A 21757-nucleotide genomic window follows, 5' to 3' on the forward strand; every position below is an offset into this window, starting at 1 on the left:
GGTCGGAACGGACGCCGGGGACCGCGGCGGGCGGGGACCACGCGGACGGCCGTCCGGCCTCCGCGGCATCCGCCCTCCGCTACGGGAGCGGGGAGGGCTCGAAGACCGCGAGCCGGAGCTGGAGACGGGTGAGCTTCTCGTGGGCGGGGGTGCCCGGTTCGGCGCTGAGCATGACCACGCGCAGGTCGGAGCCCGGCACCGCGAGGGTCTGGGAGTCGAGGTCGAGCACGCCGAGTTCGGCGTGCTCGACGCGCTTGCGCAGCGTCGTACGCGGACGGACGTCGTGCCGCCGCCACTCCGCCGCGAACCCGGGCACCCGCTCGGCGGACTCGCCGACCAGCCGCCGGAGCGCGGGGTCGTGCGGGCGGCGGGACAGCGCCTCGCGCGCATGGGCCGCCGCCTGCGCCTCGAACCCGCCCGCCGCCTCCGGGGGCGCCGAGCACACCGTCCCGCCCAGGCGCGCGGCCAGGCGCAGCACGTTGCGCTCGGCCGGGGGCAGCGCGCCGAAGTCCGTGACCAGCTCTGCCGCCAGGTCGTTCCAGGCCACGATGTCGTGGCGGTCGTCGCAGACGTAGGCGGCGACCGGGCCGAGCCGGTCCAGCAGGGCGAGCACCCCCGGCGGGACCTGTTCGGCCGGACCCGGCCGTGCGGACGGCGCGTGCCCGGCCAGCCGGGACAGGTGCGCCCTCTCCGCCCCCGACAGCGCCAGGGCACGCCCGATCGCGTCGATCACCTGCGGTGACGGACGCGGCGCCCGGGCCTGCTCCAACCGCTCGTAGTAGCTCACCGAGACCCCGGCGAGGTCGGCGACCTCCTCGCGCCGCAGCCCCGGCGTGCGCCGCGCGCGCCCGCCCGCGCGGACGGGAAGGCCGGCGTCGGCCGGGCTCAGGGCCTCGCGGCGGGCGCGCAGGAAACCGCCGAGTTCTCGCTTGTCCACGCACCCAGCCTGCCATGCGCGCGGACGGCTAGCCACGGACCAGTGGTCCGGGGACGACGCGGCCGTTCCCCCGCACTGCGCGCCCCGCCACTGTGGTGGACGAGGGACCCGACACAGGAGGCGGAGATGGAACGATCACCCGAAGAAGTGCTCCGGCGGATGCTGGAGCTGCTGGAGGCCAAGGACATGGACGGCATCGCCGGGATGTGGGCGCCGGACGGGACGGCCGCGTTCCCGTTCGCGGAGGCCGGGGCGCCCACGCGGCTGGACGGCCGGGAGGCGGTGCGCGACTACCTGTCCGGATACACCGATGTGTACGACGTCACCGGCGTCCCGGCGATGCGCGTGCACCGCACCGGGGACCCGGAGACCGTCGTCGCCGAGTACAGCGCCGAGGGCCGGACGGTGCGCACGGGCGCGCCCTACCGGATGGACTACATCACCGTGGTCACGGTGCGGGACGGGTTCATCACCGAGTTCCGCGACTACTGGAGCCCCGTGCAGGTGGCACGCGCCGGCGGCGGGCTGGAAGCACTGCGGAAGGGGCTCGGGGCATGACGGTCCTCATCACCGGCGGCACCGGCAACACCGGCCGCCCCCTGGCCGAGACGCTGCGGTCCCGCGGCGCGGACGTGCGCGTGGCCAGTCGCAGGCCGGGCCCCGGGGGCGTGCCCTTCGACTGGGCGGACCCGGGGACGCACGCCCGGGCCCTCGCCGGGGCGGAGGCCCTGTACCTGGTGCCTCCGCCACTGACCGTGGACCCCATGCCGGCGGCCGGACCGTTCCTGGCGGCCGCCCGGGCCGCCGGGGTGCGGCGCGTGGTGCTGCTCGGCTCGCTGGCGGAGCTGCCCGGCGTCCCGGGCGCCGCGGAGCTGGGCAGGGCAGTGCGGTCGTTCCCGGAGTGGGCGGTGCTGCGGCCGTCGGGGTTCATGCAGAACTTCACCGGTGCGCACCCGGTGGCGGCGGGCATCCGCGAGCGCGGCGAGATCCGCTCGGCGACCGGCGGCGGGCGGCTCGGATGGATCGACGCCGCCGACATCGCGGCCGTCGCGGCGGAGGTGCTGACGGCTCCGGGGCCGGTGGCCGACGACCACGTGCTCACCGGTCCGGAGTCGTTCGGGTACACGGAGGCGGCGGCGGTCATCGCCGACGCCGTCGGCCGACCGGTGCGCCACACGCCGGCGCCGGTGGCCGAGCTGGTCCGGCGAAATCTGGACGCGGGCATGCCGGAGCCCTTCGCCTCGGCGCTGGTCGGGGTGGACTCCGGCATCGCCCGGGGCGACGAGGACCGCGTCACGGACACGGTCCACCGTCTGACCGGCCGCCCGCCCCGCGCCTTCGCCGACTTCGTCCGCGCCCACCGGAAGGAGTGGTCCGCGGCCTGAGGGACCGGGCGGACCGGTCCGGCGGTGCGGGACGCCGCCCGTCCCCGGAGCGGTCCGGGGACGGGCGGCCCGCTCCGCGCGGGTCGCCTCCGGGCTCCGCCGCCGCTTCGACGCCGGGCAGTTGGTGAGGCTAACCTAACGAGGGGCGTTTTCCGCCCGTCCGTCCGACCGAGGAGGAAATGGGCCCGTGCGCATCGAACACCCCCGCCACCGCGCGATGATCCGCACCCGCGTGGTGCGCACCACCCGCGTCAGCAAGCACTTCGTCACGGTGACCCTCGGCGGCGGGGAGCTGGAGGGGTTCGACTTCCTCGGCCGCGACCAGTTCGTGCGCCTCTTCCTCCCCCGCGAGGGCCAGGACCGGCTGTACATGCCCGCCGACGCCGACAAGCGCTGGGTGGAGCAGCTGTACGCGATGCCCGACGACCGCAAGCCGCACGTGCGCAGCTACTCCGTGCGCCGCTTCGACCCGGACGCGCTCGAACTCGACCTGGAGTTCGTGGACCACGGCGACGCCGGCCCGGCCTCCGCCTGGGCCGCTGCGGCCGCCCCCGGCGACGAGGCGGGCCTGCTCGCCGACGCCGTCTACTACGTGCCCTCCGAGGACACCGACTGGCAGCTCCTCGTGGGAGACGAGAGCGCCGTGCCCGCCCTGGTGTCGATCCTGGAGCAGGCCCCCGCCGACCTGCGGGCCCGGGTCTACCTGGAGGTGCCCTCCGCCGACGACGTCCGGACGCTGCCCGACCTGCCCGGCGTGGACGTGCACTGGCTGCCCCGCACCGACCCGCACGCCCTGCCCGGCAGGCTCGCCCTGGACGCCGTGCGCGCCGCCGAGTTCCCGCCGGGCCGCCCCTTCTGCTTCGTCGCCGGGGAGAACGCCCTGCCCACCGGCCTGCGGCGGGCGCTGGTCCGCGAGCGCGGGGTGCCCAAGTCCGACATCGCGTTCGTCGGCTACTGGCGCCACGGCACCTCGGCCATGGACTGACGGGGCGCACCGGCAGGGCGCCGGACAGGCGGCCCCCTCAGCCCGCGAGGTAGGCGAGGACCGCGAGCACCCGGCGGTTGTCGTCCGGGTTCACCGGCAGGTCGAGCTTGGCGAAGATCCCGCTCACGTGCTTGGCGACCGCCGCCTCGGTGACCACCAGGGCCTCCGCCGCCGCGGCGTTGGTGCGGCCCCGCGCCATCAGTTCCAGCACCTCGCGCTCGCGCGGGGTCAGCCGCTCCAGGACCGACCGGTTGCGGCGCCGTCCCAGCAGGCGGCGCACCACCTCGGGGTCGACGACGGTGCCCCCGGCGGCGACCCGCTCCAGGGTGCGCAGGAACTCGTCCACGTCCCCGACCCGGTCCTTGAGCAGGTAGCCGACCCCCTCGGCGCGGCTCTCCAGGAGTTCGGCGGCGGCCGCGCCCAGCACGTACTGGGACAGGACGAGGATCCCCGTGCGGGGGTGGGCGCGGGCGAGCGCGATCGCGGCGCGCAGTCCGTCGTCGTTGTGGCCGGGCGGCATGCGCACGTCGGTGAGCACGAGGTCGGGGCGGTGCGCGTCCACCGCCGCCATGAGCGCGGGTGCGTCGCCGACCGAGGCCGCCACCTCGTGCCCGACCATGGCGACGAGCTGTTCCAGGCCCGCCCTCAGCAGGACCGAGTCCTCGGCGATCACGATCCGCACGGGATCCTCACCTCCACCGTCGTCGGCCCTCCGCCGGGGCTGGTCAGGGACACCCGTCCGCCCAGGGCGGCCGCCCGGTCGGCCAGGCCGGTCAGTCCGCTCCCCCGGTCCGGGTCGGCGCCGCCGCGGCCGTCGTCGGTGACCGTGAGGAGCAGGGTCCCGCGCCGCGCCCCTCCGTTCACGCGCAGGCCCACCCGGACGGTGTCGGCCCCGGAGTGGCGGGCGGCGTTGGCCACGGCCTCGGCGGCGCAGAAGTACGCGGTGGACTCGACGGCGTCGGGCAGCCGCCCCACGTCCCCCGCCTCCACGGCCACCTCGACCTGCTGGGTGTCCGCCAGCTCCTCCAGCGCGGCGACGAGCCCGCGCTCGGTCAGGGCCGCCGGATGGATGCCGTGCACCAGCTCGCGCAGCTCGACGAGGGCGGCGCGGGCGTCGGCGTGCGCCTGCTCGACCAGGACCCTGGCCTGTTCGGGATCGTCGTCGAACCGGCTGCTCGCCATGCCCAGGCGCACGACCAGCGCGGTGAGCCGCTGCTGGGCCCCGTCGTGCAGGTCGCGCTCGATCCGCCGCCGTTCGGCCGTGAACCCGTCCACGATCCGCGTGCGGGACCGGGACACCAGGACGAGCCGCTCCCCGAGCTCGGCCAGTTCCTCTCCGCGCGGCGCGGTGAGCAGCGCACGCGCCAGCCGGGCGCGGCCCGCCGCCAGCACCATGGCCGTGTAGGCGCTCACCGGCAGCGTGCCGAGGCCGAGGAGGACGCCGAGGGCGGCCGGGGACGGGCCCTCGGCGACCCCGGCGGCGCGCAGCACCGGCGAGGCCAGCAGGAGGGCCGGCACCCCCGCCAGGACCACCGCCACGGTCAGCTCGACCACGCACAGCAGCGCCAGCAGCAGCCCGTGGGCCAGCTCCAGCCAGGAGGCCGCCTCGCGCGAGCGCCACCGGATCCAGCCCGCGGGCCCGGCCCCCGGCGGCGGGGGCGTGTGCGGGGAGGGCGCGGGCGCCCCGTCCACGAGGGCGAGCCTGCGGCGCTCGACCGCCCCCAGGGGGAGGCCCGCCAGGGTGAGCAGCGGCCAGCACAGGAGCGACCACACCGCGGCGACCGGGGCCGACGTGGCCAGGTAGAGCAGGGCACGCCACGGCCAAAGGGTGAGGAGCACCGCGACCGGACGGCGTACGAGCGCCGGCCACAGAGCCGTCTCGGCGTCGTTGTCTCGCACCGGGGAATCCTATGCCGCCCCTCGCGGGACGGGGGGCTCCGGAGGCGAAGAGGGGTGCTCCCCCCACCCCGGGGGTCGAGGTTCCTCTACCCTCCCCGCCCGTCCGGGGCCGGCTCCGGCCGGGGCGGGGCGGCCCCGCCCCGGAACGGCGGCGACCGCGACGGCCGGGAGGGCCGGTGCGGCGCAGGCGCACGCACGCGACGCCGTGGCCCGCCGGACGACCGGACGACCGTGCGGCCGGGCCGCCGGGCCGCGCACCGGCGCCGCCGGCGTCCGCCTCGGGGAGGGGCCGGTCGCCGGCGGCGCGGAGGGTCCGGGGCGTCAGGCCCCCAGCCTCACAGCCGGGCGTTGCGCAGGACCGGCACGGCCTCGCGCACGGCTGCGGCCTCCGCCACGTCGATGTCGGCGACCAGGAGCCCCGGCGCCCCGTCGAGCCCGGCCCTGCGGGTGCCGTCCGGGCCGATGACGGCGCTGTGGCCGATGCCCCGGGGCGCGGTGCCCTCCACCGGGCCGGGGTCGGCCTGTCCGCAGGCCAGCACCCACGACGTGGAGTCCAGGGCGCGGGCGCGGGTGAGCAGGTCCCACTGCTCCCGCTTGCCGGGGCCGGCGCCCCAGGAGGCGCACACGGCGATCACCTGGGCCCCGGCCAGGGCGAGCCTCCGGAAGAGTTCGGGGAAGCGGACGTCGTAGCAGACGGCCAGGCCCACGCGGACCCCGCCGACCTCGATGACGACCGGCTCGGAGCCGGGGGCGACGGAGTCGGACTCCCGGTGCCCGAAGGCGTCGAAGACGTGGATCTTCTGATAGGCCGCCTCGACGCCGTCCCCGGTGGCCAGCAGCAGGTTGCGGACCCTTCCGTCACCGGCCGGGGCGAACATCCCGGCGAGGACGGTGACCCCGTGGCGGGCGGCGATCCCGCGCAGGCCCGTCGCCCAGGGCCCGTCCAGCGGCTGGGCGGCCCCGGCCAGGTCGGCGCCGAAGTGGACCATGGCGGCCTCGGGCAGGACCACCAGCTCGGCCCCGGAGGCCGCGGCCTCGGCCACCGCGGTCTCCGCGGTGGCGAGGTTCTCCTCGGGCCGGTCGGTGGAGGAGATCTGGCAGAGTGCTACGCGCATCGTGTTTCCCCTGTGTTTCTTGGCTCATGGAGTGCGCGCCGACGGCGCGCCCCGGGACAGTAAGGTCGTGCATACATGTTGTGTACGTGAGGAGGGGCAGTGGCCGCATCGGGTCGGGAGAGGGCCTACCAGTTCCTGAAGGACTCCTACCTGAGCGATCCGGAGCGCCAGGGGGGCTTCATCAACGAGCAGGAGGTCGCCAGCCTGATCGGGGTGTCGCGGACCCCCATCCGCGAGGCGCTCCTCCTCCTGTCCGCCGAGGACCTGGTGCAGCTCATCCCCAAGCGCGGCGCCTACGTCGCCCCGATGAGCGGGCGCGAGCTCTCCGAGCTGATGGAGATGCGCGGCATGGTCGAGCGCCACGCGGCCGAGCAGGCCCTGCGCCGGGGCGCGGCGCCGGTCGGGCCGATGGAGGACGCGCTGCGGCACCAGGAGGAGCTCACGGTGCCCGAGGAGGCCCGCACGTTCATCGACTGGGACCACCGCTTCCACTCGGCCCTGGTCGCCTCGACCGGCAACGACATGCTCATCAAGTTCTACGACGGGCTGCGCGCCCGGCAGGTCCGGGCGGGCATGGTCGCCCTGTTCTCCACCCAGGACCGGTACGCGTCCGTCCTGGACGAGCACACCGTCATCCTGGACGCGCTGCGCTCGGGTGACGAGGCCGCGGCCGCGGCGGCCATCGACTCGCACCTGGACGCCACGCTGAAGGTCCTGCTGGAGAGCTGAGCGACCGCCCTCCGGGGCCCCGGAGGGTGCGCTCGGGCCCGGTGGCGGTCCGGGCGCCCACCGGGCCGGACCGGCCGCCGCGCACGGCGGCCGGGGGACCCCGTGGCGCGGACACCCGGCCCCGGGAGGCGCGCAGGCCCCGGACACCACCGGTCTAGACCCCGGCGCCGGCGAGGAGCTCCTCGTCCTCGTGCGGCGCGGGGTCGCGGCCCAGCGCCAGGCCCGCCACCGTGACGGCGGCCGTGACGGCGACGTAGACGGCCAGCGGCACCCAGCTGCCGGTGGCGGCCAGCAGGTACGTGAACACGAGCGGCGCGACGGCGCCGCCGATGATCCCCGCCAGGGTGTAGGCGAGGGAGCTGCCCGTGTTGCGCAGGCGCGGGTGGAACTGCTCGGAGACGAAGGCGGCCTGCGGGCCGTACATGACCGAGTGCAGGGCGAGGCCGACCACGATGCCGCCGGTGAGGGCGAGGAACGAGGCGTCGGCGATGGCCGGGAAGAACACGAAGGGCCAGATCCCGGCGCCGAGGGCGCCCAGGCCGTAGAGCAGCCGCCGGTTGACGCGGTCGGAGAGCCACCCCGCGAGCGGGATGAGGGCCACCTGGAAGGCCGACCCGGTCAGGACCGCAGCCAGGACCGTGCCGGACTCCAGCCCGAGCACCTGGGTCCCGTAGGTGAGGACGAAGACCGTGAACAGGGCGTAGACGACGTCGGGGGCGACCCGGCTGAGGACCGCCGCGGTCAGGGGCCGTGCCTGCTTCGTGAAGACCTCGCGCAGGGGCGCCGAGGGCCGCTCCCCCTCCTCCGCGATGGCCTGGAAGACGGGGGTCTCCTCCAGCTTGGCCCGGATCCACAGCCCGAAGAGGACGAGGACGCCCGACAGGAGGAAGGCGACGCGCCAGCCCCAGGAGAGGAACTGCTCCTCGGTGAGCAGCAGTCCGAGCAGGGCCAGGACGCCGTTGGCCATGAGGTTGCCCAGGGGCGGGCCCACCTGCGCGGCCGAGGCGAAGAAGCCCCGGCGGCGGGGGTCGCCGAACTCGCTGGACAGGAGCACGGCGCCGCCCCACTCGCCGCCCACGCCGACGCCCTGGGCGAAGCGGAGGGCGACCAGGAGGACGGCGGCGGTGCCGCCGATGCTGGCGTGCGTGGGCAGGAGGCCGATGAGGAAGGTGGCCACGCCGATGAGCACGAGCGTGCTGACCAGGACCTTCTTGCGGCCGACGACGTCGCCGAGGCGGCCGAAGAAGATCCCGCCCAGCGGCCTGGCCACGTAGCCGACGGCGTAGGTGGAGAACGCGAGCATCGTCGCGGCCAGCGGGTCGTGGCTGGGGAAGAAGAGGTGCCCGAAGACGAGCGCCGAGGCCGCCGAGTAGATCGCGAAGTCGTACCACTCCAGGGCGGTTCCCGAGAGGCTGGCGATGAACGCGCGCGCCACCGTCCCGCGCCCCACCTCTCTCGCGCGGGTCGTCGCTGCTTGTGGCTGGTCCATCTCGTTCCTTCCGGTCGTGTTGCGCGGATGCTGGTTATACTCGTCGTATACAAGAGGTATGCGCAAGTCCCGGAGGATTTTGATGACCGAACTGCAATTCGAACTCAACGACGGGACCACGGTCGCCGTGGAGGTCACGCACCTGCTCAACGCCGGCTACACCGGCCGCAGCCAGGACGACGTGCGCGCCCACGTGGAGGAGCTGGCCCTCCTCGGCGTCCCCGCCCCCACCACCACACCGGCCCTGTACCCGGTGTCCCCCTACCTCGCCGCGCAGGTGTCGCAGGTCCCGGCCCAGCACGGCCGCACCTCCGGCGAGGCCGAGTGGGCCCTCGTCGTGACCGGCCCCGAGCCGCGGGACGTGCTCGTCACGGTGGCCTGCGACCACACCGACCGCGAGCTGGAGGCACACGGCGTGGCGTGGAGCAAGAACGCGGGCCCCGACGTCCTCGGCGCCAGGGCCTGGCGCCTGACCGACGTCGAGGACCGGTGGGACGACATCACCCTGAAGGCGTGGGTCGGGACCGGGGACGGCGAGGCCGAGATCCAGGACGGCACCCTCGCCGAGCTCCTGGCCCCCTCCTACTGGCTGGAGGTCCTGCGGGAGCGCGGCCTGCTGGTGACCGGCGCCGTCCTGCTGTCGGGCACGATCCCCATGCGCGCCGACGTGGACCAGTTCGCCTCCTCCTGGCGGGTGGAGCTGACCGACCCCGCCTCCGGGGACACCCTCGGGCTGGCCTACCGGGTCGCCCCGCTCCCCGAGCCCATCGGCTGACCGGGTCCGCCGGACGACGGACGGGCCGGGCGCCGCTTCCTCGGCGCCCGGCCCGTCGGTGTCGGCCAGGAGGTGTTCCCCGCGCTTTTCCGGCCCGCGGCCGCACGCGAGCCCCCGAGGGGGCCCTACACGGAGGGTGCGGCCGTGTCCGGCCCCGGGGCGCCCTGCCAGCTGCGCCAGAGCGCCGCGTAGCGGCCCCCGGCGGCGACCAGCTCGGCGTGCGGCCCCTGCTCCACGATCCGGCCCCGGTCCATCACCACCACCCGGTCGGCGGCCTCGGCCTGGGTGAGCCGGTGCGCCACGACCAGCGTGGTGCGGCCCGCGGTGGCCGCGACGGCGGCCCGCTCCAGGCGCCGCGCCCCGGAGCTGCCCGCCTCGGCCGTGGCCTCGTCCAGGACGGCGACGTCCGGGTCGGCCAGGACCAGGCGGGCCAGCGCCAGGTGCTGGGCCTGCTCGGCGGTCAGGGGGTGGCCGCCCTCGCCCACGACCGTGTCCAGCCCCTCGGGCAGGACGCGCACCCACTCCAGGGCGCCGACCGCCTCCAGGGCCCGCTCCGCGTCGGCCGGCTGCGCATCGGCGCGCGCCAGGCGCAGGTCCTCCAGGAGGGTTCCCGCGAACACGTGGGTCTCCTGGCTGACCAGGTAGACGTGCTCGCGCACCCGGCGCTCCCCGAGCTCGTCGAGGGGGACGCCGCCCAGGTACACCGTCCCCCGGCCGGGCGTGCGCAGCCCGCTCACGAGGGCGGCCAGCGTGGTCTTGCCCGCGCCGCTGGCCCCCACGAGGGCCACGCGCTCACCGGCCGCGACCTCCAGGGTCACGTCCTCCAGGGCTGGCGGGGCGCCGTTCCCGTAGGAGTGGGTGACGCCCTCGACGCGCACGGTGGAGCCCGCGGGCCCCTCCTCGGCGCCCGGGTCGCGCTCCTGCGGCAGGTCGACGACACCGGCGAGCCGGGCCAGGCTGGCCCCGGCGGACTGGACCTCGTTGAAGTTCATGACGAGGAAGATCATCGGACCGAACAGGCGGTGGAAGTACAGGGCCGCCGCCGTGACCATGCCGACCGTGGCGAGGTCGCCGCGCACCAGCCAGAACCCCGTGACCAGGACTGCGGTCAGCCCCACGCACTCGGCCCCGTTGAGGCGCGACCCGAAGCGGGTGAACAGGCGGAACACCTCGACGGTGATGTCCCTGGCCGCACGGGACCGCCGGGCGACCCGTTCCTCGTGCTCGTCCTCCAGGCGGTACGCGCGCACGGCGCCGCGCCCGCGCAGGGCGCCCATCATCGCGTGCGAGCGCTCGCCCATGGCGATCCGCTCACGGGCGTAGTAGGGGCCCGAGCGCGGCAGGTACCAGCGCAGGGCCATGGCGTACACGGGCAGCGCGCAGAGCCCGGCCAGGCCCAGGCGCCAGTCCAGGGCGGTCATGCCCGCGGCGGTGAGCACCACCGTGGCCAGGGCGATCACCACGTCGGGGCCGGTGCGCGCGATGCTGGCGGTGACCACGGCGACGTCGTCCCCGACCCGGGAGAGCAGGTCGCCGATGCGGACCCTCTCGAGCCGTGTGGCGGGCATGTGCAGCACCCGGTCCATGACCCGCTCGCGCAGCCGTGCCAGGACGGTCTCGCCGACCCTGCTGACCAGCCACGCGCCCAGGCCCACGAGCAGCCCGCCCACCACCGCGGCGGCGGCGATCAGCCCGGCCGAGCGCAGGACGGCGTCCAGGTCCGCCCCGGCGGAGATGTCGTCGACCATGGCGCCCAGCACCCAGGGGGCGACCAGTCCGGCGCCGCTGCCCGCGAGCACGGTCAGCAGGGCGAGGGGGGAGGCCCATCCGGTGGCGCGCACCCCCTCCCCGAGCACGGCCCAGGTCCTGCGTGCGCCGGCGGTGGGGAGCAGCTCCCCGCCCGCCGGGTCCTCGGCGGGCGGCGTGTCCGTCGCGCCCGTGGAAGTGGTCGCGCTCATCGGAGCACCGCCTCGCCGTAGTGCCGGTCTTCCTCGACCAGTCGTGCGTGTGTTCCGGTGCTGTGGACCCGGCCGCCGACGAGCACGACGACCCGGTCGGCGCGGGAGAGCAGGGCGGGGCTCGCGGCCACGACCAGGGTCGCCCCGGGGGCGGCGCGCCCGCTCCGCGCGGCGGCGACGCCGCGCGCGATGGCCTCCTCGGTGACCGCGTCCACCGCCGTGGTGGGGTCGTGCAGGACGAGCACGGGAGGGTCGGCGGCCAGGGCGCGGGCCAGGGCCACGCGCTGGCGCTGTCCGCCGGACAGGTTGGCGGCCTGGTCGGAGACGGGGCGGTCCAGGCCGTCGGGGTGGCCGAGGACCAGGTCCTCGGCGGAGGCCGCGCGCAGGGCGTCGAGCAGCCGCTCCTCGTCCGCGCCGGGGCCGGTGACCAGGTTGGAGCGCAGGGTGCCCTCGAACAGGGCCGAGCCGTGCTCCTCCACCAGGACCGCGGCCCGCAGGGCGTCCAGGTCCAGTTCGCCGACGGGCACCCCGCCCACGGTGACGGAACCCTCCACGCCCTCCGTGCCGGCCCTGCCCGAGAGCAGTTCCAGCAGTGCCTCGGCGTCGCGCGGGTCGGTGGCGAGCACTCCGACGAACTCGCCGGGGGCGAGCCTCAGGTCGACGTCGTCCAGTGTGCGGTGGGAGACCCCGGCCAGCTCGACGAGCGCGTTCCCGCCCGGGGAGCGGTCCCCGGGGGTGACGGCGTCGGGCGCGTTGAGCAGTCTGACCAACCGGTCGGCGGAGGCGCGGGCCGTGGCGAAGAGCTGCCCGACCATGCCCAGGCCCTGCACCGGCTCGGAGAGGAACTGGGCCAGGCCGATGACGATGACGAGTTCGCCGACGGTGAGCCGGCCCTCCAGCGCCATCCACCCGGCCGCGCCCGCGACGCAGGCGAGGAACACGGCGCCGGCCGCGGTGACCAGGCCCCGGTAGACACCGCTGCTGGCCGCGGCGCCGACCGAGGCGTCCAGGGCCCGCGCGCTGGCGGAGCGGTAGCGGAGGGCGGCGTTGTGGCGGGCGCCGATCCCCATGAGGACGCGCAGCCCGGTGACCAGGTCGGTGGCCAGGGCGGTCGCTCCGGCGGCCGTGGCCTGCTTGGCCTCGCTGCGCCGCGTGATGTGGGCCGCGGGGACGCGCAGGAGCAGCATGAGCAGGGGGACGCCGACGAGCACGCCGAGGCCGAGCGGGACGTCGACCGCCAGCAGGGCGACGGTGGTGACGACGATCGCGACCGTGACGGCGATCGCCGCCGACCAGGCGCGCACGTACACGGCCGCCTGCTCGGCGTCGGAGGTGGCCACGGACAGGACCTCGCCCGCGCGCAGCCCGCTGCGCTCGCCGCGCGGGTCGAGGGCGCGGCGCGCGGCCTCGACCCGGAGCAGGTGGGCCTCGTTCTCGACCGCCCGCAGGGTGAAGCGCGCCCCGGTGCGGTAGGCGAAGGCCAGGACGGTGAAGAGCAGGGCGATGCCCGCGACGCAGTAGGCCAGGGCGGTGACGTCCCCGGTGTCGACCGCCAGGTCGATGGTCAGGCCGATCGCGACGGGGACGAGGGCCTCGGCGACCTGGTGCAGGGAGAGGAGGACCACACCCAGGGAGACGTGGCGGCGGTTGCGCCGCAGGGTGCGCCGGCGCAGGGCCGGCGCGTTCCCGGGCGTCCCGTCGGCGAGGGGCCGCGGGGCGGGGGCCTCCGGAGCGGCGGGAGGAGCGGTGTCGGGGGCGCCGACCGTGCTGGTGGAGGCGCTCACCAGGTACTTCCTCTCTCTTCGGGGTGCGCGACCCCGTGCAGACGTGTACTCATCCGATGTCCTGTTCCCCCTGCTGTGTCGTGGCCTGGCCAGGCTAGTCAGGCCGGGCGCCCTCGCCGAACACGACCCCGGCCGCCCGGGCACACCCAACCTTGGTTAGGCTAACCTTCGCCCGCCGTGACGGCGACCCCGTCCGCCGCCGGAATCCCCGCAGCGGACCGGACGCGCCCGGCGAACCCCGCACCCCGAACGAGAGGCCTTTCCGTTGCGCATCAGGTATCCGAGTCGACGGAGCATGGTCCGGGTCAGGGTGGTGCGCACCGAGCGGACCACCGACAACTTCGTCACGGTGACGGTCGGGGGCGAGGAGCTGGCCGGGTTCGAGTTCATGGGCCTGGACCAGTGCACGCGGATCTTCTTCGCGCGGCCGGGCCAGGAGCGGCTGCACCTGCCCCACGCCTCCGCCGACGACGGCTGGGTGGCCGAGTTCCGCGCGATGCCCGAGGAGCGCCGGCCCCACGTGCGCAACTACACCGCCCGCCGGTTCGACCCCGAGGCCCTGGAGATGGACATCGAGTTCGTCGCCCACGGGGACGAGGGGCCCGCGTCCGCCTGGGCCCTGGGCGCGCGTCCCGGGGACGAGCTGGGGCTGCTGGCGGAGGGCATCTACCACCTGCCGCCCGAGGACGCCGACTGGCACCTGCTGGTCGGCGACGAGAGCGCGGTGCCCGCGATCCTCTCGATCCTGGAGCAGTCCCCGCGCGACCTGCGCGGGCTGGCGTTCCTGGAGGTGCCCTCCTCGGCCGACGTCCGCGAGGTCGACGCCCCCGCCGGGGTGGAGGTGCGCTGGCTGGCGCGTGACGGCGCGCACACGGTCCCCGGGCAGCTGGCGCTGGAGACGGTGAGCGGGGCCGCGCTGCCGGAGGGCCGCCCCTACTGCTTCGTGGCGGGCGAGAACGGGCTCCCCACCGGGCTGCGCCGGTTCCTGGTGAAGGAGAGGGGCGTGGCCAAGGAGGACATCGCGTTCATCGGGTACTGGCGCGCGGGCGCCGAGGCCTACGCCTGACCCGTCCCCGCGGCCGGGGGACGTGAACCCCGTCACCCGGCGCGCGGCACGGAGGCCTCCGGCGGCGCCGACACCCCCGCGCCGTCGGCGTCCTCCGCGGACCACACCTGCCCCCACCCGGGATGTCCGGTTTGCGCATCGGCTTCGCCTGCTCCACCATGAGACTTGCTTAGGTGAGCCTAAGCTCATCTCCTCGACCGAATGAGGCCCCATGAACCGCGGTCCGCTGACCCGCGGCGGCACGATCGCCGCCGGTGCGCTGTCCATCCTGATGCTCGCCGCCTGCGGCGGCCAGACCTCCGACGCCGGACAGGAGGGGACGGGCGAGGCCGCGGAGGGCTTCCCCGTCACCGTCGAGACCCTGTTCGGCGACGTGGAGATCGAGGACCGGCCGGCCAACGTCGCCGCCCTCGGCTGGTCCGACGCCGAGACGGCGCTGGCCCTGGGCGTCCAGCCCGTCGGCGTGGCCGACTGGCAGGGCTACGGCGGCGCCGGCGTGGGCCCCTGGGCCGCCGACCTGTTCGACGAGGAGCCGGTGCAGATCGGCACCATGGAGCCGAACCTGGAGGCGGTCGCCTCCCTGGAGCCCGACGTCGTCCTCGACACCCGCTCCGACCACACCCAGGAGCGCCACGACCTGCTCTCCCCCGTCGCTCCCGTGGTCGGCCCGCCGCCCGGCGTCGAGGTCACCTACGGCACCACCTGGCAGGAGCAGACCCGCCAGGTCGCCCGGGTGCTCGGCGAGGACGCTCGGGGCGAGGAGCTCATCGGGGAGCTGGAGGGCCGCTTCGCGCAGGCGCGCGAGGACAACCCCGACTTCGAGGGCACGACCATCGCGGTCGGCGCCTACTTCGACGGGCAGTACGGCGCCTACGTCCCCGGGGACGCGCGGGTCGACCTGCTGGAGGACCTGGGCTTCGAGAACAAGCCCGAGATCACCGAGATGGCCGAGGGCGCGTTCTACGTGGACCTGAGCCCGGAGCTGGTGGAGGTCCTGGACGCGGACCTGACCGTCGTCTTCCCCATCGGCGACGAGGAGACCACCCGCTTCCTGGAGGAGGACCCGGTGCTCCAGGGCATCCCGTCCGCCGAGGACGGCCGCCTGCTGATCATGGACGACCCGGAGCTGGCCAACGCCTTCTCCAGCGGCTCGACCCTGGGCGTCACCCACGCCCTGGAAGGGGTCGTCCCGCTGCTGCGGGAGGCCCTCGGGGGCTGACGCCCCCGGCGGTCGGCGCCCCGCCGGCCCCTCACCCCGAGGACCCCGCCGTGCGTTCGCACGGCGGGGTCCTCGGCGTTCGCGGGGACCCTCGTGCGGGCGCCGCGCCGCCGGTCCGCGCGGTCAGGGCCGGAAGACCACCTTGACCATGCCTTCCGCCTTCTTCTGGAACGCCTCGTACGCGTGCGGCGCGTCGTCCAGGGGCAGGTGGTGGGTGGCGAAGTCCTCCACCCCCAGCACGTCGGCGTCGTCCAGGAGCGGGAGGATCTCGGGCGCCCAGTGGCGCACGTTCGCCTGCCCCATCCGCAGCTGGATCTGCTTGTCGAAGAGGGTCAGCATCGGCATCGGGTCGGCCATGCCCCCGTACACGCCGATCAGCGAGACCGTACCCCCGCGCCGTACCAGGTCGATGGCGGTGTGCAGGGCGGAGAGCCGGTCCACCCCCGCCGTCTCCATCAGCTTCGCGCCCGCGCTCTGGGGCAGGAAGGAGGCCACCCTCTGGGCGAACCTCGCGGTCCCGTGCCCGGACGCCTCCATGCCCACCGCGTCGACGACCGCGTCCGGCCCCTCGCCGCGGGTGCGCTCGCGGATCTCCCCGATCAGGTCGTCGGTGCCGCCGGAGGAGTCGAACACCTCCACCCCCCGGGCGGCGGCGCGTGCGCGGCGCTCGGCCACCGGGTCCACGCCGAACACCTGTCCCGCCCCCAGGTGGCGGGCGACCCGGCAGCACATGTCGCCGATCGGCCCCAGCCCCAGGACCGCCACCGAGCCGCCCTGCGGCACGTCCGCGTAGCGGACGGCCTGCCAGGCCGTGGGCAGGACGTCGGACAGGAACACGTACCTGTCGTCGTCCCCCTGGGCGGGGACCGGGATGGCGTTGCTCTGCGCGCGGGGGACCCGCAGGTACTCGGCCTGCGCCCCGGGCACGGAACCGTACAGCGAGCTGTAGCCGTAGATCCGCGCGCCCATGCCCTGCTCCTCGACCCTGGTGTTCTCGCACTGGGTCTGGAGGCCGGTGCCGCACATGGAGCAGTGCCCGCAGGAGATCTGGAAGGGGACGACGACGCGGTCCCCCACCGACAGGGACGTGACCTGCGGCCCGACCTCCTCGACGACGCCCAGGGGTTCGTGGCCGAGCACGTCGCCCGGGTTCATGAAGGGGCCGAGCACCTCGTACAGGTGCAGGTCGGATCCGCACAGGCCCGAGCTGGTGACCCGGATGACGGCGTCACCGGGGTCCTCGATCCGCGGATCGGGGACGTTGACGGTGTTGACGTCCCTCGTGCCGTTCCACACGACTGCCTTCATGACTCCCCCTGGTGTCGCCTCCTGTGCGCCGGCGCCCGGGGCCCGTGCTGCCCCCGGGGGCGGCCGTGCCCGCCCACTACCCGTGGGCCCGCGCCGGAAAACGAGGGCGGACCGGAGGACACGGAAGTCTTCAGTACCTAAAGTATCCAATACTCATGGGTATGCTAACCTCGCTCCCATGGCCGACGACCCCGGGGGCCCGGTCCCCCGCACCCCCCGCGAAGAGGTACGGCGCCGCCTGCTGTCGGCCGCCGTGCGCGCGTTCGCCGAGCACGGCTACGCCGACAGCCGCCTGGAGGACATCGCGCACGCGGCGGGCTTCACCAAGGGGGCCGTCTACTCCAACTTCGGCGGCAAGCGCGACCTGTTCGGCGCGGTCCTGCGGGAGCGCTCCGACGCCGAGATCGACACCCTGCTCGCACGGATCGGCGAGTCCGCCGACCCCGCCGACGCCGTCGCGGACACCGTCCGCGGCGTGGCCCGGCGCATCACCGAGGACCCCGAGCGCGGCCGTCTGGGCCTGGAGTTCGCCGCCCGGGCGACCCGCGACGCGCAGACCCGCGACGTGGTCGGCCGGATGCGGCGCGCCCAGCGGGAGGCGGTCGCCGAGGCCGTCTCCCGGTTCGCCGCCCGGGGCGTGCCCCTGGGCGCCGACCCCGGCCTCACCGCCCTGATCCTGCACTGCCTGACCAACGGCCTGTCCATGGAGCACCTGGCCGACCCCGGGTCGGTCGACACGGAAACGATCGAGAGGGCGCTGGGCGCCGTCATCGCAGCCCTGGCCTCCGTGCCACCGCCCGACCGCGAGGAGCCGCAGTGAACACGAAACCGGCCGTCCTGGCCCCGGCGTGCGCCGCCGCGACCGTCCTGCTGCTGTCCGGATGCGCCTCCGCCGCGACGGTCGACGAGGCCGAGGCGCAGCACCGCAGCTTCTCACCGTCCTCCGACGTGCTCACCATCGCGGTCGGCCGGGGGGACCTGGAGGTTGTCCCCGCCGAGGTGGACGACATCCAGGTGACGCGGTGGGTGTCGGGCGGGGCGGTCGTCGGCCCGCCGCGCGCCACCTGGGAGCTGAACGGCGAGACCCTGTCGCTCCAGATCCGCTGCGGCCCGAGGGCCGGCTGCGACGCCCGCTACGAGGTGACCGTCCCCGAGGGGACCTCGCTCACGGTGGAGGGCGGCAGCGGCGACACCACGGCCACCGGCTTCGCGGAGCCGCTGGAGATCGGCACCGACAACGGGCAGGTGACGGTGGAGAACGTGTCCGGCCCGCTCGTCCTGCGCAGCGGGAACGGCGGGCTGCGCGCCCGCGGGATCGTCTCGCCCACCCTGGAGGCGCACACGGAGAACGGATCGATCGACGTGTCCTTCGCCAGGGCGCCCGACGACGTCCGGGTGAGCACGGCGAACGGGTCCGCGACGGTGGAGCTGCCGGAGGCGGGGTACGACGTGTCGTCCTCCTCCGACAACGGCGAGGTGGTGACCGACGTGGAGGTGGTGCCCGGAAGCGGCCACGTGATCGCCGCCGAGACGGAGAACGGCGACATCCGCCTGGTCCCCGCACGCTGACGCGCCGTGCCCGGCGCCCGGCACGGCGGGGCGTCCTCCCGCCGGGTCCGGCCCGTGGAACGGGAGGGGCGGACGCGTCCGGAGCGGGCTTTCCCGCATTTCACCTTGACCTGACGCGAGACTCCTATAGTCTCCGCCGGTGATCAACCGACTGAACGGGCACCATGAGGATGAATCGCGCCATTCTCGTGTTCCGGACGTGCGCGCGACAGTATTCCCCTCCGAACGGACGGCGGGCCGGGCCACGCTGGGAGAGGCGGTGGTGAACCGGTGGACCTGACCGTGGGACACGCCCTCATCCACCCCCGCCACGGGCTGGTGACCATCACCGGCCGCTCGACCCGGACCACCCCCGCCGGCGACGTCGAGTTCCTGACCCTGACCGTGCGCGCCTCGGCGATGGACATCCAGATCCCGGTGGCCAACGTCGAACTGGTGGGGCTGCGCAAGGTCGTCGACGACGAGGGGCTGCAGACGATCCTCGACACCCTGAGCCGGCCGCCGACGGACGACCCGCCCAACTGGTCGCGCCGGTTCAAGAACTACGAGACCAAGCTGGGCAGCGGGGACCCGCGCCAGATCGCCGAACTGGTCCGCAGCATCAGCGACCGGCAGCGCGCCAGGAAGGTCTCCGCGGGAGAGAAGCGCCTGTTCCTGAGCGGCAGGGAGATGCTCGTCAACGAGCTCTCGCAGCACCCCGGCGTCGGCGATGTCGAGAAGGCCGAGCGCCTGATCGAGGAGAAGCTCTCCTCGTAGCGCTCCGGCCCCGGCACGGGCCACCACGCGGTCGCCCGCGTCCGGGACGGCGGAGCGCCCGCCCCGCGTCCGGGGGCGTCCCCCGGCGGACGCTCCCGGACGCGGGGTACCGCGCCCTCCGGGCCCGGCCTCAGCGGACCACGTCGAAGACCTGCTTCTGGACGCCGTTGGAGTACGCCTCGTGCTCGACCAGCCTGAGCTTCTGGGCGTCCTTGTCCGTGTCGCTGAACAGCCGCTTGCCCGCGCCCAGCAGCACCGGGAAGACCAGCAGGTGGTAGCGGTCGACCAGCCCGGCGTCGGCCAGGGCCCGGCCCAGGGTGGCGCTGGCCTGGACGGAGATCGGCCCGCCCCCGGTCTCCTTCAGCGCGGCCACGTCCTCGACCGAGCGCAGGATCGTGGCGGGCCAGCGCGGGTCGTCCTTCTCCAGCGTGGTGGAGACCACGTACCGCGGCATGGCGTTGTAGCCGGCGAACTCCTCCACCATCGTCGGCCACACCGGGGCGAAGGCCTCGTAGCTGCGGCGGCCGACGAGCAGGGCGGTGGCCTCCTCCTGCTCGCGGGCCTTGATCCCGTAGGCGGCCTCGTCCATCTCGATGTCCTTGAAGGTCCAGCCCGCGTTGCGGTAGCCGGGCTCGCCGCCGGGGGCCTCCATGACTCCGTCGACGGACACGAACGCGGTGACGATCAGGGTGCGCACAGGTGACTCCAGGGTTGCTCGGTCTGCTTCCTCACCCACACGTCGATCGGGGCCGGCCCCGATCGACACCGGGGCGGAACTTTTTCCGGGAGGACCGGGCCGGTCCGGGAGGGGTCCCGGCCGGGTGCGGAGCACGCGGACGGCGGGGCGCGGGCCGCCCCCGGGCGGCCAGGGGAACACCCGGGAACTCGGTTGTGAGCGCGGCCTCCGCCCTCCGGTCGGACGAAGGCCGCCGCGCCCGGACCCGCACCGTGGTCCGCGCGGACCCGGGCCGTGCGCATGTGCTCCACCGCCGCGCCGGTGTAGCCTCCCCCACACACCGTCCCGGGGAGGACTCCATGGCCATCGACCGGCTCGCCGACGAACTCATGGACGCCCTGCTCGACACGGACCCGGTCAGGGCCTCGCTTCTGGGCGTACGCGACCGGGAGGACCGGCTGGGCGACCACACCGAAGCGGGCGAGCAGGCTTCGACGGCGAGAATCGCGGACGTCGCGGCGCGGGCTGCGGAAGTCGACCCGGACAGTCTCGGCGCCGATGACCGCGTCACCCGGGCCGTCCTCCTCCAGCAGGCGGGGGCCGAACTGGACCGCGTCGCCGCGCGCGGCGTCGAGTACACCGTCTCCGACTCCTTCTTCGACCCGGCCGTGGGCACGCTGTCCCGACTCGCGATGGTCGGCATCACCCGGCCGGAACACGCCGAGGGCTACCTGGCCCGTCTGGCCGGGCTGCCGAACCTGCTCGACACGATCGCGGAGAGGCTCCGCGCGGGCGTGGCCGCCGGGCGCACGCCCGTGCGGCGGTCGGCGGAGGCCGCCGTCTCCCACCTGACCCGCTACCTCGCCACGCCGGAGGAGGATCCGCTGCGCCGCCCCGGGCCGGTCGCCGACGGCTCCGCGGCCGCGGCCTTCCGGGCCGAGCGCGACCGGCTGCTCTCCGACGCCGTCTCCCCGGCTCTGGCACGCCACCGTGACACCCTCGCCGCAGACGCGGTACCGCACGGGCGTCCCGACACCAGGGCCGGACTGTGCTGGCTGCCCGACGGCGAGGGCCACTACGCCCGGCTGCTCCGGGGCCACACCACCACCGGACACACACCGGAGGAGCTGCACAGTGCCGGCCTCGACGTGCTGGAGGGGCTGGCGGCGGAGTTCGCGCCGGTCGGGATGAGGGTGTTCGGAACCGGCGAGCCGGGCGAGATCCTCGACCGGCTGCGCACCGATCCGGCGATGCGCTGGCGGGACGCCGCCGAACTGATCGGGGCGGCCCGGGCGGCCGTCCGCCGCGCCGAGCGGGCCGCACCCGGGTGGTTCGGACGGCTGCCGTCGCGGGGCTGTGCGGTGGAGGCGGTGCCGACGGCCGAGGCGCCGGGCGCCCCGGTGGCCTACTACATGCCGCCGGCCATGGACGGCAGCCGACCGGGCACCTACTTCGCCAACACCCACGAGGCCGACCGCCGCGACCGGTACAGCGCAGAGGCGATCGCGTTCCACGAGGCCGTCCCCGGCCACCACTTCCAGCTGGCCCTGGCACAGGAGCTGTCCGGTCTGCCGCTGCTGCGCAGGCTCGCATCGGTGACGGCGTTCGACGAGGGCTGGGGCCTCTACTCCGAACGCCTCGCCGACGAGATGGGCCTGTACGGCGACGACCTCTCCCGGCTGGGCATGCTCGGCGAGGACTCGCTGCGGGCCTGCCGCCTGGTCGTCGACACCGGGCTGCACGCCAGGGGGTGGAGCCGCCGACAGGCCGTCGACTTCATGGCCGCGCACACCGCCGCACCCCGGATGGAGATCGTGTCCGAGGTCGACCGGTACATCTCCTCGCCGGGACGGGCTCCCGCCTACATGGTCGGCCGGTGGGAGATCCAGCGCATCCGCGCGGAGGCGGAGACCGCCCTCGGCGACCGGTTCGACATCAGGGCCTTCCACGACGTGGTCCTGGGCAGCGGCCCACTGCCCCTGGGCGTGCTCGACGACGTGGTGCGGGCCTGGACCGCCAGCCGGAGCCGTCCCGGCCCCCGCCGGGACGCCCCTGGAGCCGGGCTCCGGCGCTGACGCGGCCCAGCGCGGACGGCCGGCAGGACGGG

The 21757-nt window shown here is 75.3% G+C and carries 20 protein-coding genes; 11 read left to right on the plus strand and 9 right to left on the minus strand.

Features of this window, described 5'->3' with window-relative positions; translation table 11 throughout:
• Positions 1-79: 79 nt before the first annotated feature.
• Positions 80-937, minus strand: coding sequence for a helix-turn-helix transcriptional regulator (locus ACFQBR_RS06065; RefSeq protein ID WP_378552345.1), 858 nt, complete (start codon positions 935-937; stop codon positions 80-82).
• A gap of 126 nt (positions 938-1063) precedes the next feature.
• On the opposite strand from ACFQBR_RS06065, the gene ACFQBR_RS06070 reads away from it, so the two are divergent.
• The 3 genes from ACFQBR_RS06070 (at position 1064) to ACFQBR_RS06080 (ending at position 3307) form a co-directional block, all read left to right on the plus strand.
• A complete protein-coding gene (locus ACFQBR_RS06070) occupies positions 1064-1495 on the plus strand; it encodes a nuclear transport factor 2 family protein (RefSeq protein ID WP_344178489.1) in 432 nt (143 codons plus the stop codon).
• Entirely contained in the window at positions 1492-2322 is an 831-nt protein-coding gene (locus ACFQBR_RS06075; protein ID WP_344178491.1) for a Rossmann-fold NAD(P)-binding domain-containing protein, read from the plus strand. The genes ACFQBR_RS06070 and ACFQBR_RS06075 overlap by 4 nt, the downstream gene beginning before the upstream one ends.
• A gap of 187 nt (positions 2323-2509) precedes the next feature.
• Complete coding sequence (locus ACFQBR_RS06080) at positions 2510-3307, plus strand: siderophore-interacting protein (RefSeq protein ID WP_344178493.1); 798 nt, start codon at positions 2510-2512, stop codon at positions 3305-3307.
• A gap of 37 nt (positions 3308-3344) precedes the next feature.
• On the opposite strand, the gene ACFQBR_RS06085 is transcribed toward ACFQBR_RS06080, so the two are convergent.
• The 3 genes from ACFQBR_RS06085 to ACFQBR_RS06095 all read right to left on the minus strand — a co-directional run bounded on the left by ACFQBR_RS06085 (position 3345) and on the right by ACFQBR_RS06095 (position 6321).
• Positions 3345-3989, minus strand: a complete 645-nt coding sequence (locus tag ACFQBR_RS06085; protein WP_378552349.1) for a response regulator — start codon at positions 3987-3989, stop codon at positions 3345-3347.
• Complete coding sequence (locus ACFQBR_RS06090; protein ID WP_344178497.1) at positions 3977-5206, minus strand: sensor histidine kinase; 1230 nt, start codon at positions 5204-5206, stop codon at positions 3977-3979. Before ACFQBR_RS06090 ends, ACFQBR_RS06085 begins: the two co-directional genes overlap by 13 nt.
• 335 nt (positions 5207-5541) lie before the next feature.
• Positions 5542-6321 (minus strand): carbon-nitrogen hydrolase family protein, encoded by a 780-nt coding sequence (locus ACFQBR_RS06095; protein WP_344184257.1) that lies wholly within the window; start codon positions 6319-6321, stop codon positions 5542-5544.
• 99 nt (positions 6322-6420) lie between these two features.
• Between ACFQBR_RS06095 and ACFQBR_RS06100 the strand changes: the two genes are divergently transcribed.
• Entirely contained in the window at positions 6421-7050 is a 630-nt protein-coding gene (locus ACFQBR_RS06100) for a GntR family transcriptional regulator (RefSeq protein WP_267949560.1), read from the plus strand.
• A 154-nt stretch (positions 7051-7204) separates the two neighbouring features.
• Here the strand turns inward: ACFQBR_RS06100 and ACFQBR_RS06105 are convergent, their stop codons facing one another.
• Positions 7205-8539: an MFS transporter gene (locus ACFQBR_RS06105; protein ID WP_344184258.1), complete on the minus strand. Its 1335-nt coding sequence runs from the start codon at positions 8537-8539 to the stop codon at positions 7205-7207.
• Between the two features lie 82 nt (positions 8540-8621).
• Between ACFQBR_RS06105 and ACFQBR_RS06110 the strand changes: the two genes are divergently transcribed.
• The gene (locus tag ACFQBR_RS06110) at positions 8622-9314 is read left to right on the plus strand and encodes a DUF2848 domain-containing protein (RefSeq protein WP_344184259.1); all 693 of its coding nucleotides are present in this window, start codon (positions 8622-8624) and stop codon (positions 9312-9314) included.
• A 125-nt stretch (positions 9315-9439) separates the two neighbouring features.
• Here ACFQBR_RS06110 and ACFQBR_RS06115 read toward each other — a convergent pair whose 3' ends face one another.
• Both ACFQBR_RS06115 and ACFQBR_RS06120 read right to left on the minus strand, forming a co-directional pair.
• Complete coding sequence (locus ACFQBR_RS06115; RefSeq protein WP_344184260.1) at positions 9440-11272, minus strand: ABC transporter ATP-binding protein; 1833 nt, start codon at positions 11270-11272, stop codon at positions 9440-9442.
• Entirely contained in the window at positions 11269-13056 is a 1788-nt protein-coding gene (locus ACFQBR_RS06120; protein WP_378552356.1) for an ABC transporter transmembrane domain-containing protein, read from the minus strand. The genes ACFQBR_RS06115 and ACFQBR_RS06120 overlap by 4 nt, the downstream gene beginning before the upstream one ends.
• A 295-nt stretch (positions 13057-13351) precedes the next feature.
• Between ACFQBR_RS06120 and ACFQBR_RS06125 the strand changes: the two genes are divergently transcribed.
• Together ACFQBR_RS06125 and ACFQBR_RS06130 are read left to right on the plus strand one after the other, a co-directional pair.
• Positions 13352-14122 (plus strand): siderophore-interacting protein, encoded by a 771-nt coding sequence (locus ACFQBR_RS06125; protein ID WP_344184261.1) that lies wholly within the window; start codon positions 13352-13354, stop codon positions 14120-14122.
• 211 nt (positions 14123-14333) lie between these two features.
• Positions 14334-15341, plus strand: coding sequence for an ABC transporter substrate-binding protein (locus tag ACFQBR_RS06130; protein ID WP_267949555.1), 1008 nt, complete (start codon positions 14334-14336; stop codon positions 15339-15341).
• Positions 15342-15464: 123 nt separating this feature from the next.
• Here ACFQBR_RS06130 and ACFQBR_RS06135 read toward each other — a convergent pair whose 3' ends face one another.
• Positions 15465-16649 carry an alcohol dehydrogenase catalytic domain-containing protein gene (locus ACFQBR_RS06135; protein WP_267949554.1) on the minus strand — a complete coding sequence of 395 codons (1185 nt, stop codon included), beginning with the start codon at positions 16647-16649 and terminating at the stop codon, positions 15465-15467.
• A 178-nt stretch (positions 16650-16827) separates the two neighbouring features.
• On the opposite strand from ACFQBR_RS06135, the gene ACFQBR_RS06140 reads away from it, so the two are divergent.
• From ACFQBR_RS06140 to ACFQBR_RS06150, 3 genes are all read left to right on the plus strand, one after another.
• On the plus strand, positions 16828-17469 hold the full coding sequence (locus ACFQBR_RS06140) for a TetR/AcrR family transcriptional regulator (protein WP_267949553.1): 642 nt from the start codon (positions 16828-16830) through the stop codon (positions 17467-17469).
• Positions 17466-18218, plus strand: coding sequence for a DUF4097 family beta strand repeat-containing protein (locus ACFQBR_RS06145; protein ID WP_344184263.1), 753 nt, complete (start codon positions 17466-17468; stop codon positions 18216-18218). The genes ACFQBR_RS06140 and ACFQBR_RS06145 overlap by 4 nt, the downstream gene beginning before the upstream one ends.
• A gap of 270 nt (positions 18219-18488) precedes the next feature.
• Positions 18489-18974: a CarD family transcriptional regulator gene (locus ACFQBR_RS06150; RefSeq protein WP_267949551.1), complete on the plus strand. Its 486-nt coding sequence runs from the start codon at positions 18489-18491 to the stop codon at positions 18972-18974.
• A gap of 130 nt (positions 18975-19104) precedes the next feature.
• On the opposite strand, the gene ACFQBR_RS06155 is transcribed toward ACFQBR_RS06150, so the two are convergent.
• Positions 19105-19671, minus strand: coding sequence for a dihydrofolate reductase family protein (locus ACFQBR_RS06155; protein WP_267949550.1), 567 nt, complete (start codon positions 19669-19671; stop codon positions 19105-19107).
• Positions 19672-20009: 338 nt separating this feature from the next.
• On the opposite strand from ACFQBR_RS06155, the gene ACFQBR_RS06160 reads away from it, so the two are divergent.
• Positions 20010-21725 (plus strand): DUF885 domain-containing protein, encoded by a 1716-nt coding sequence (locus ACFQBR_RS06160; protein ID WP_344184264.1) that lies wholly within the window; start codon positions 20010-20012, stop codon positions 21723-21725.
• The last annotated feature ends 32 nt before the right edge of the window (positions 21726-21757 follow it).

It is taken from the genome of Nocardiopsis tropica, from assembly GCF_042660575.1.
GTDB classification, from domain to species: Bacteria; Actinomycetota; Actinomycetes; order Streptosporangiales; family Streptosporangiaceae; genus Nocardiopsis; species Nocardiopsis tropica.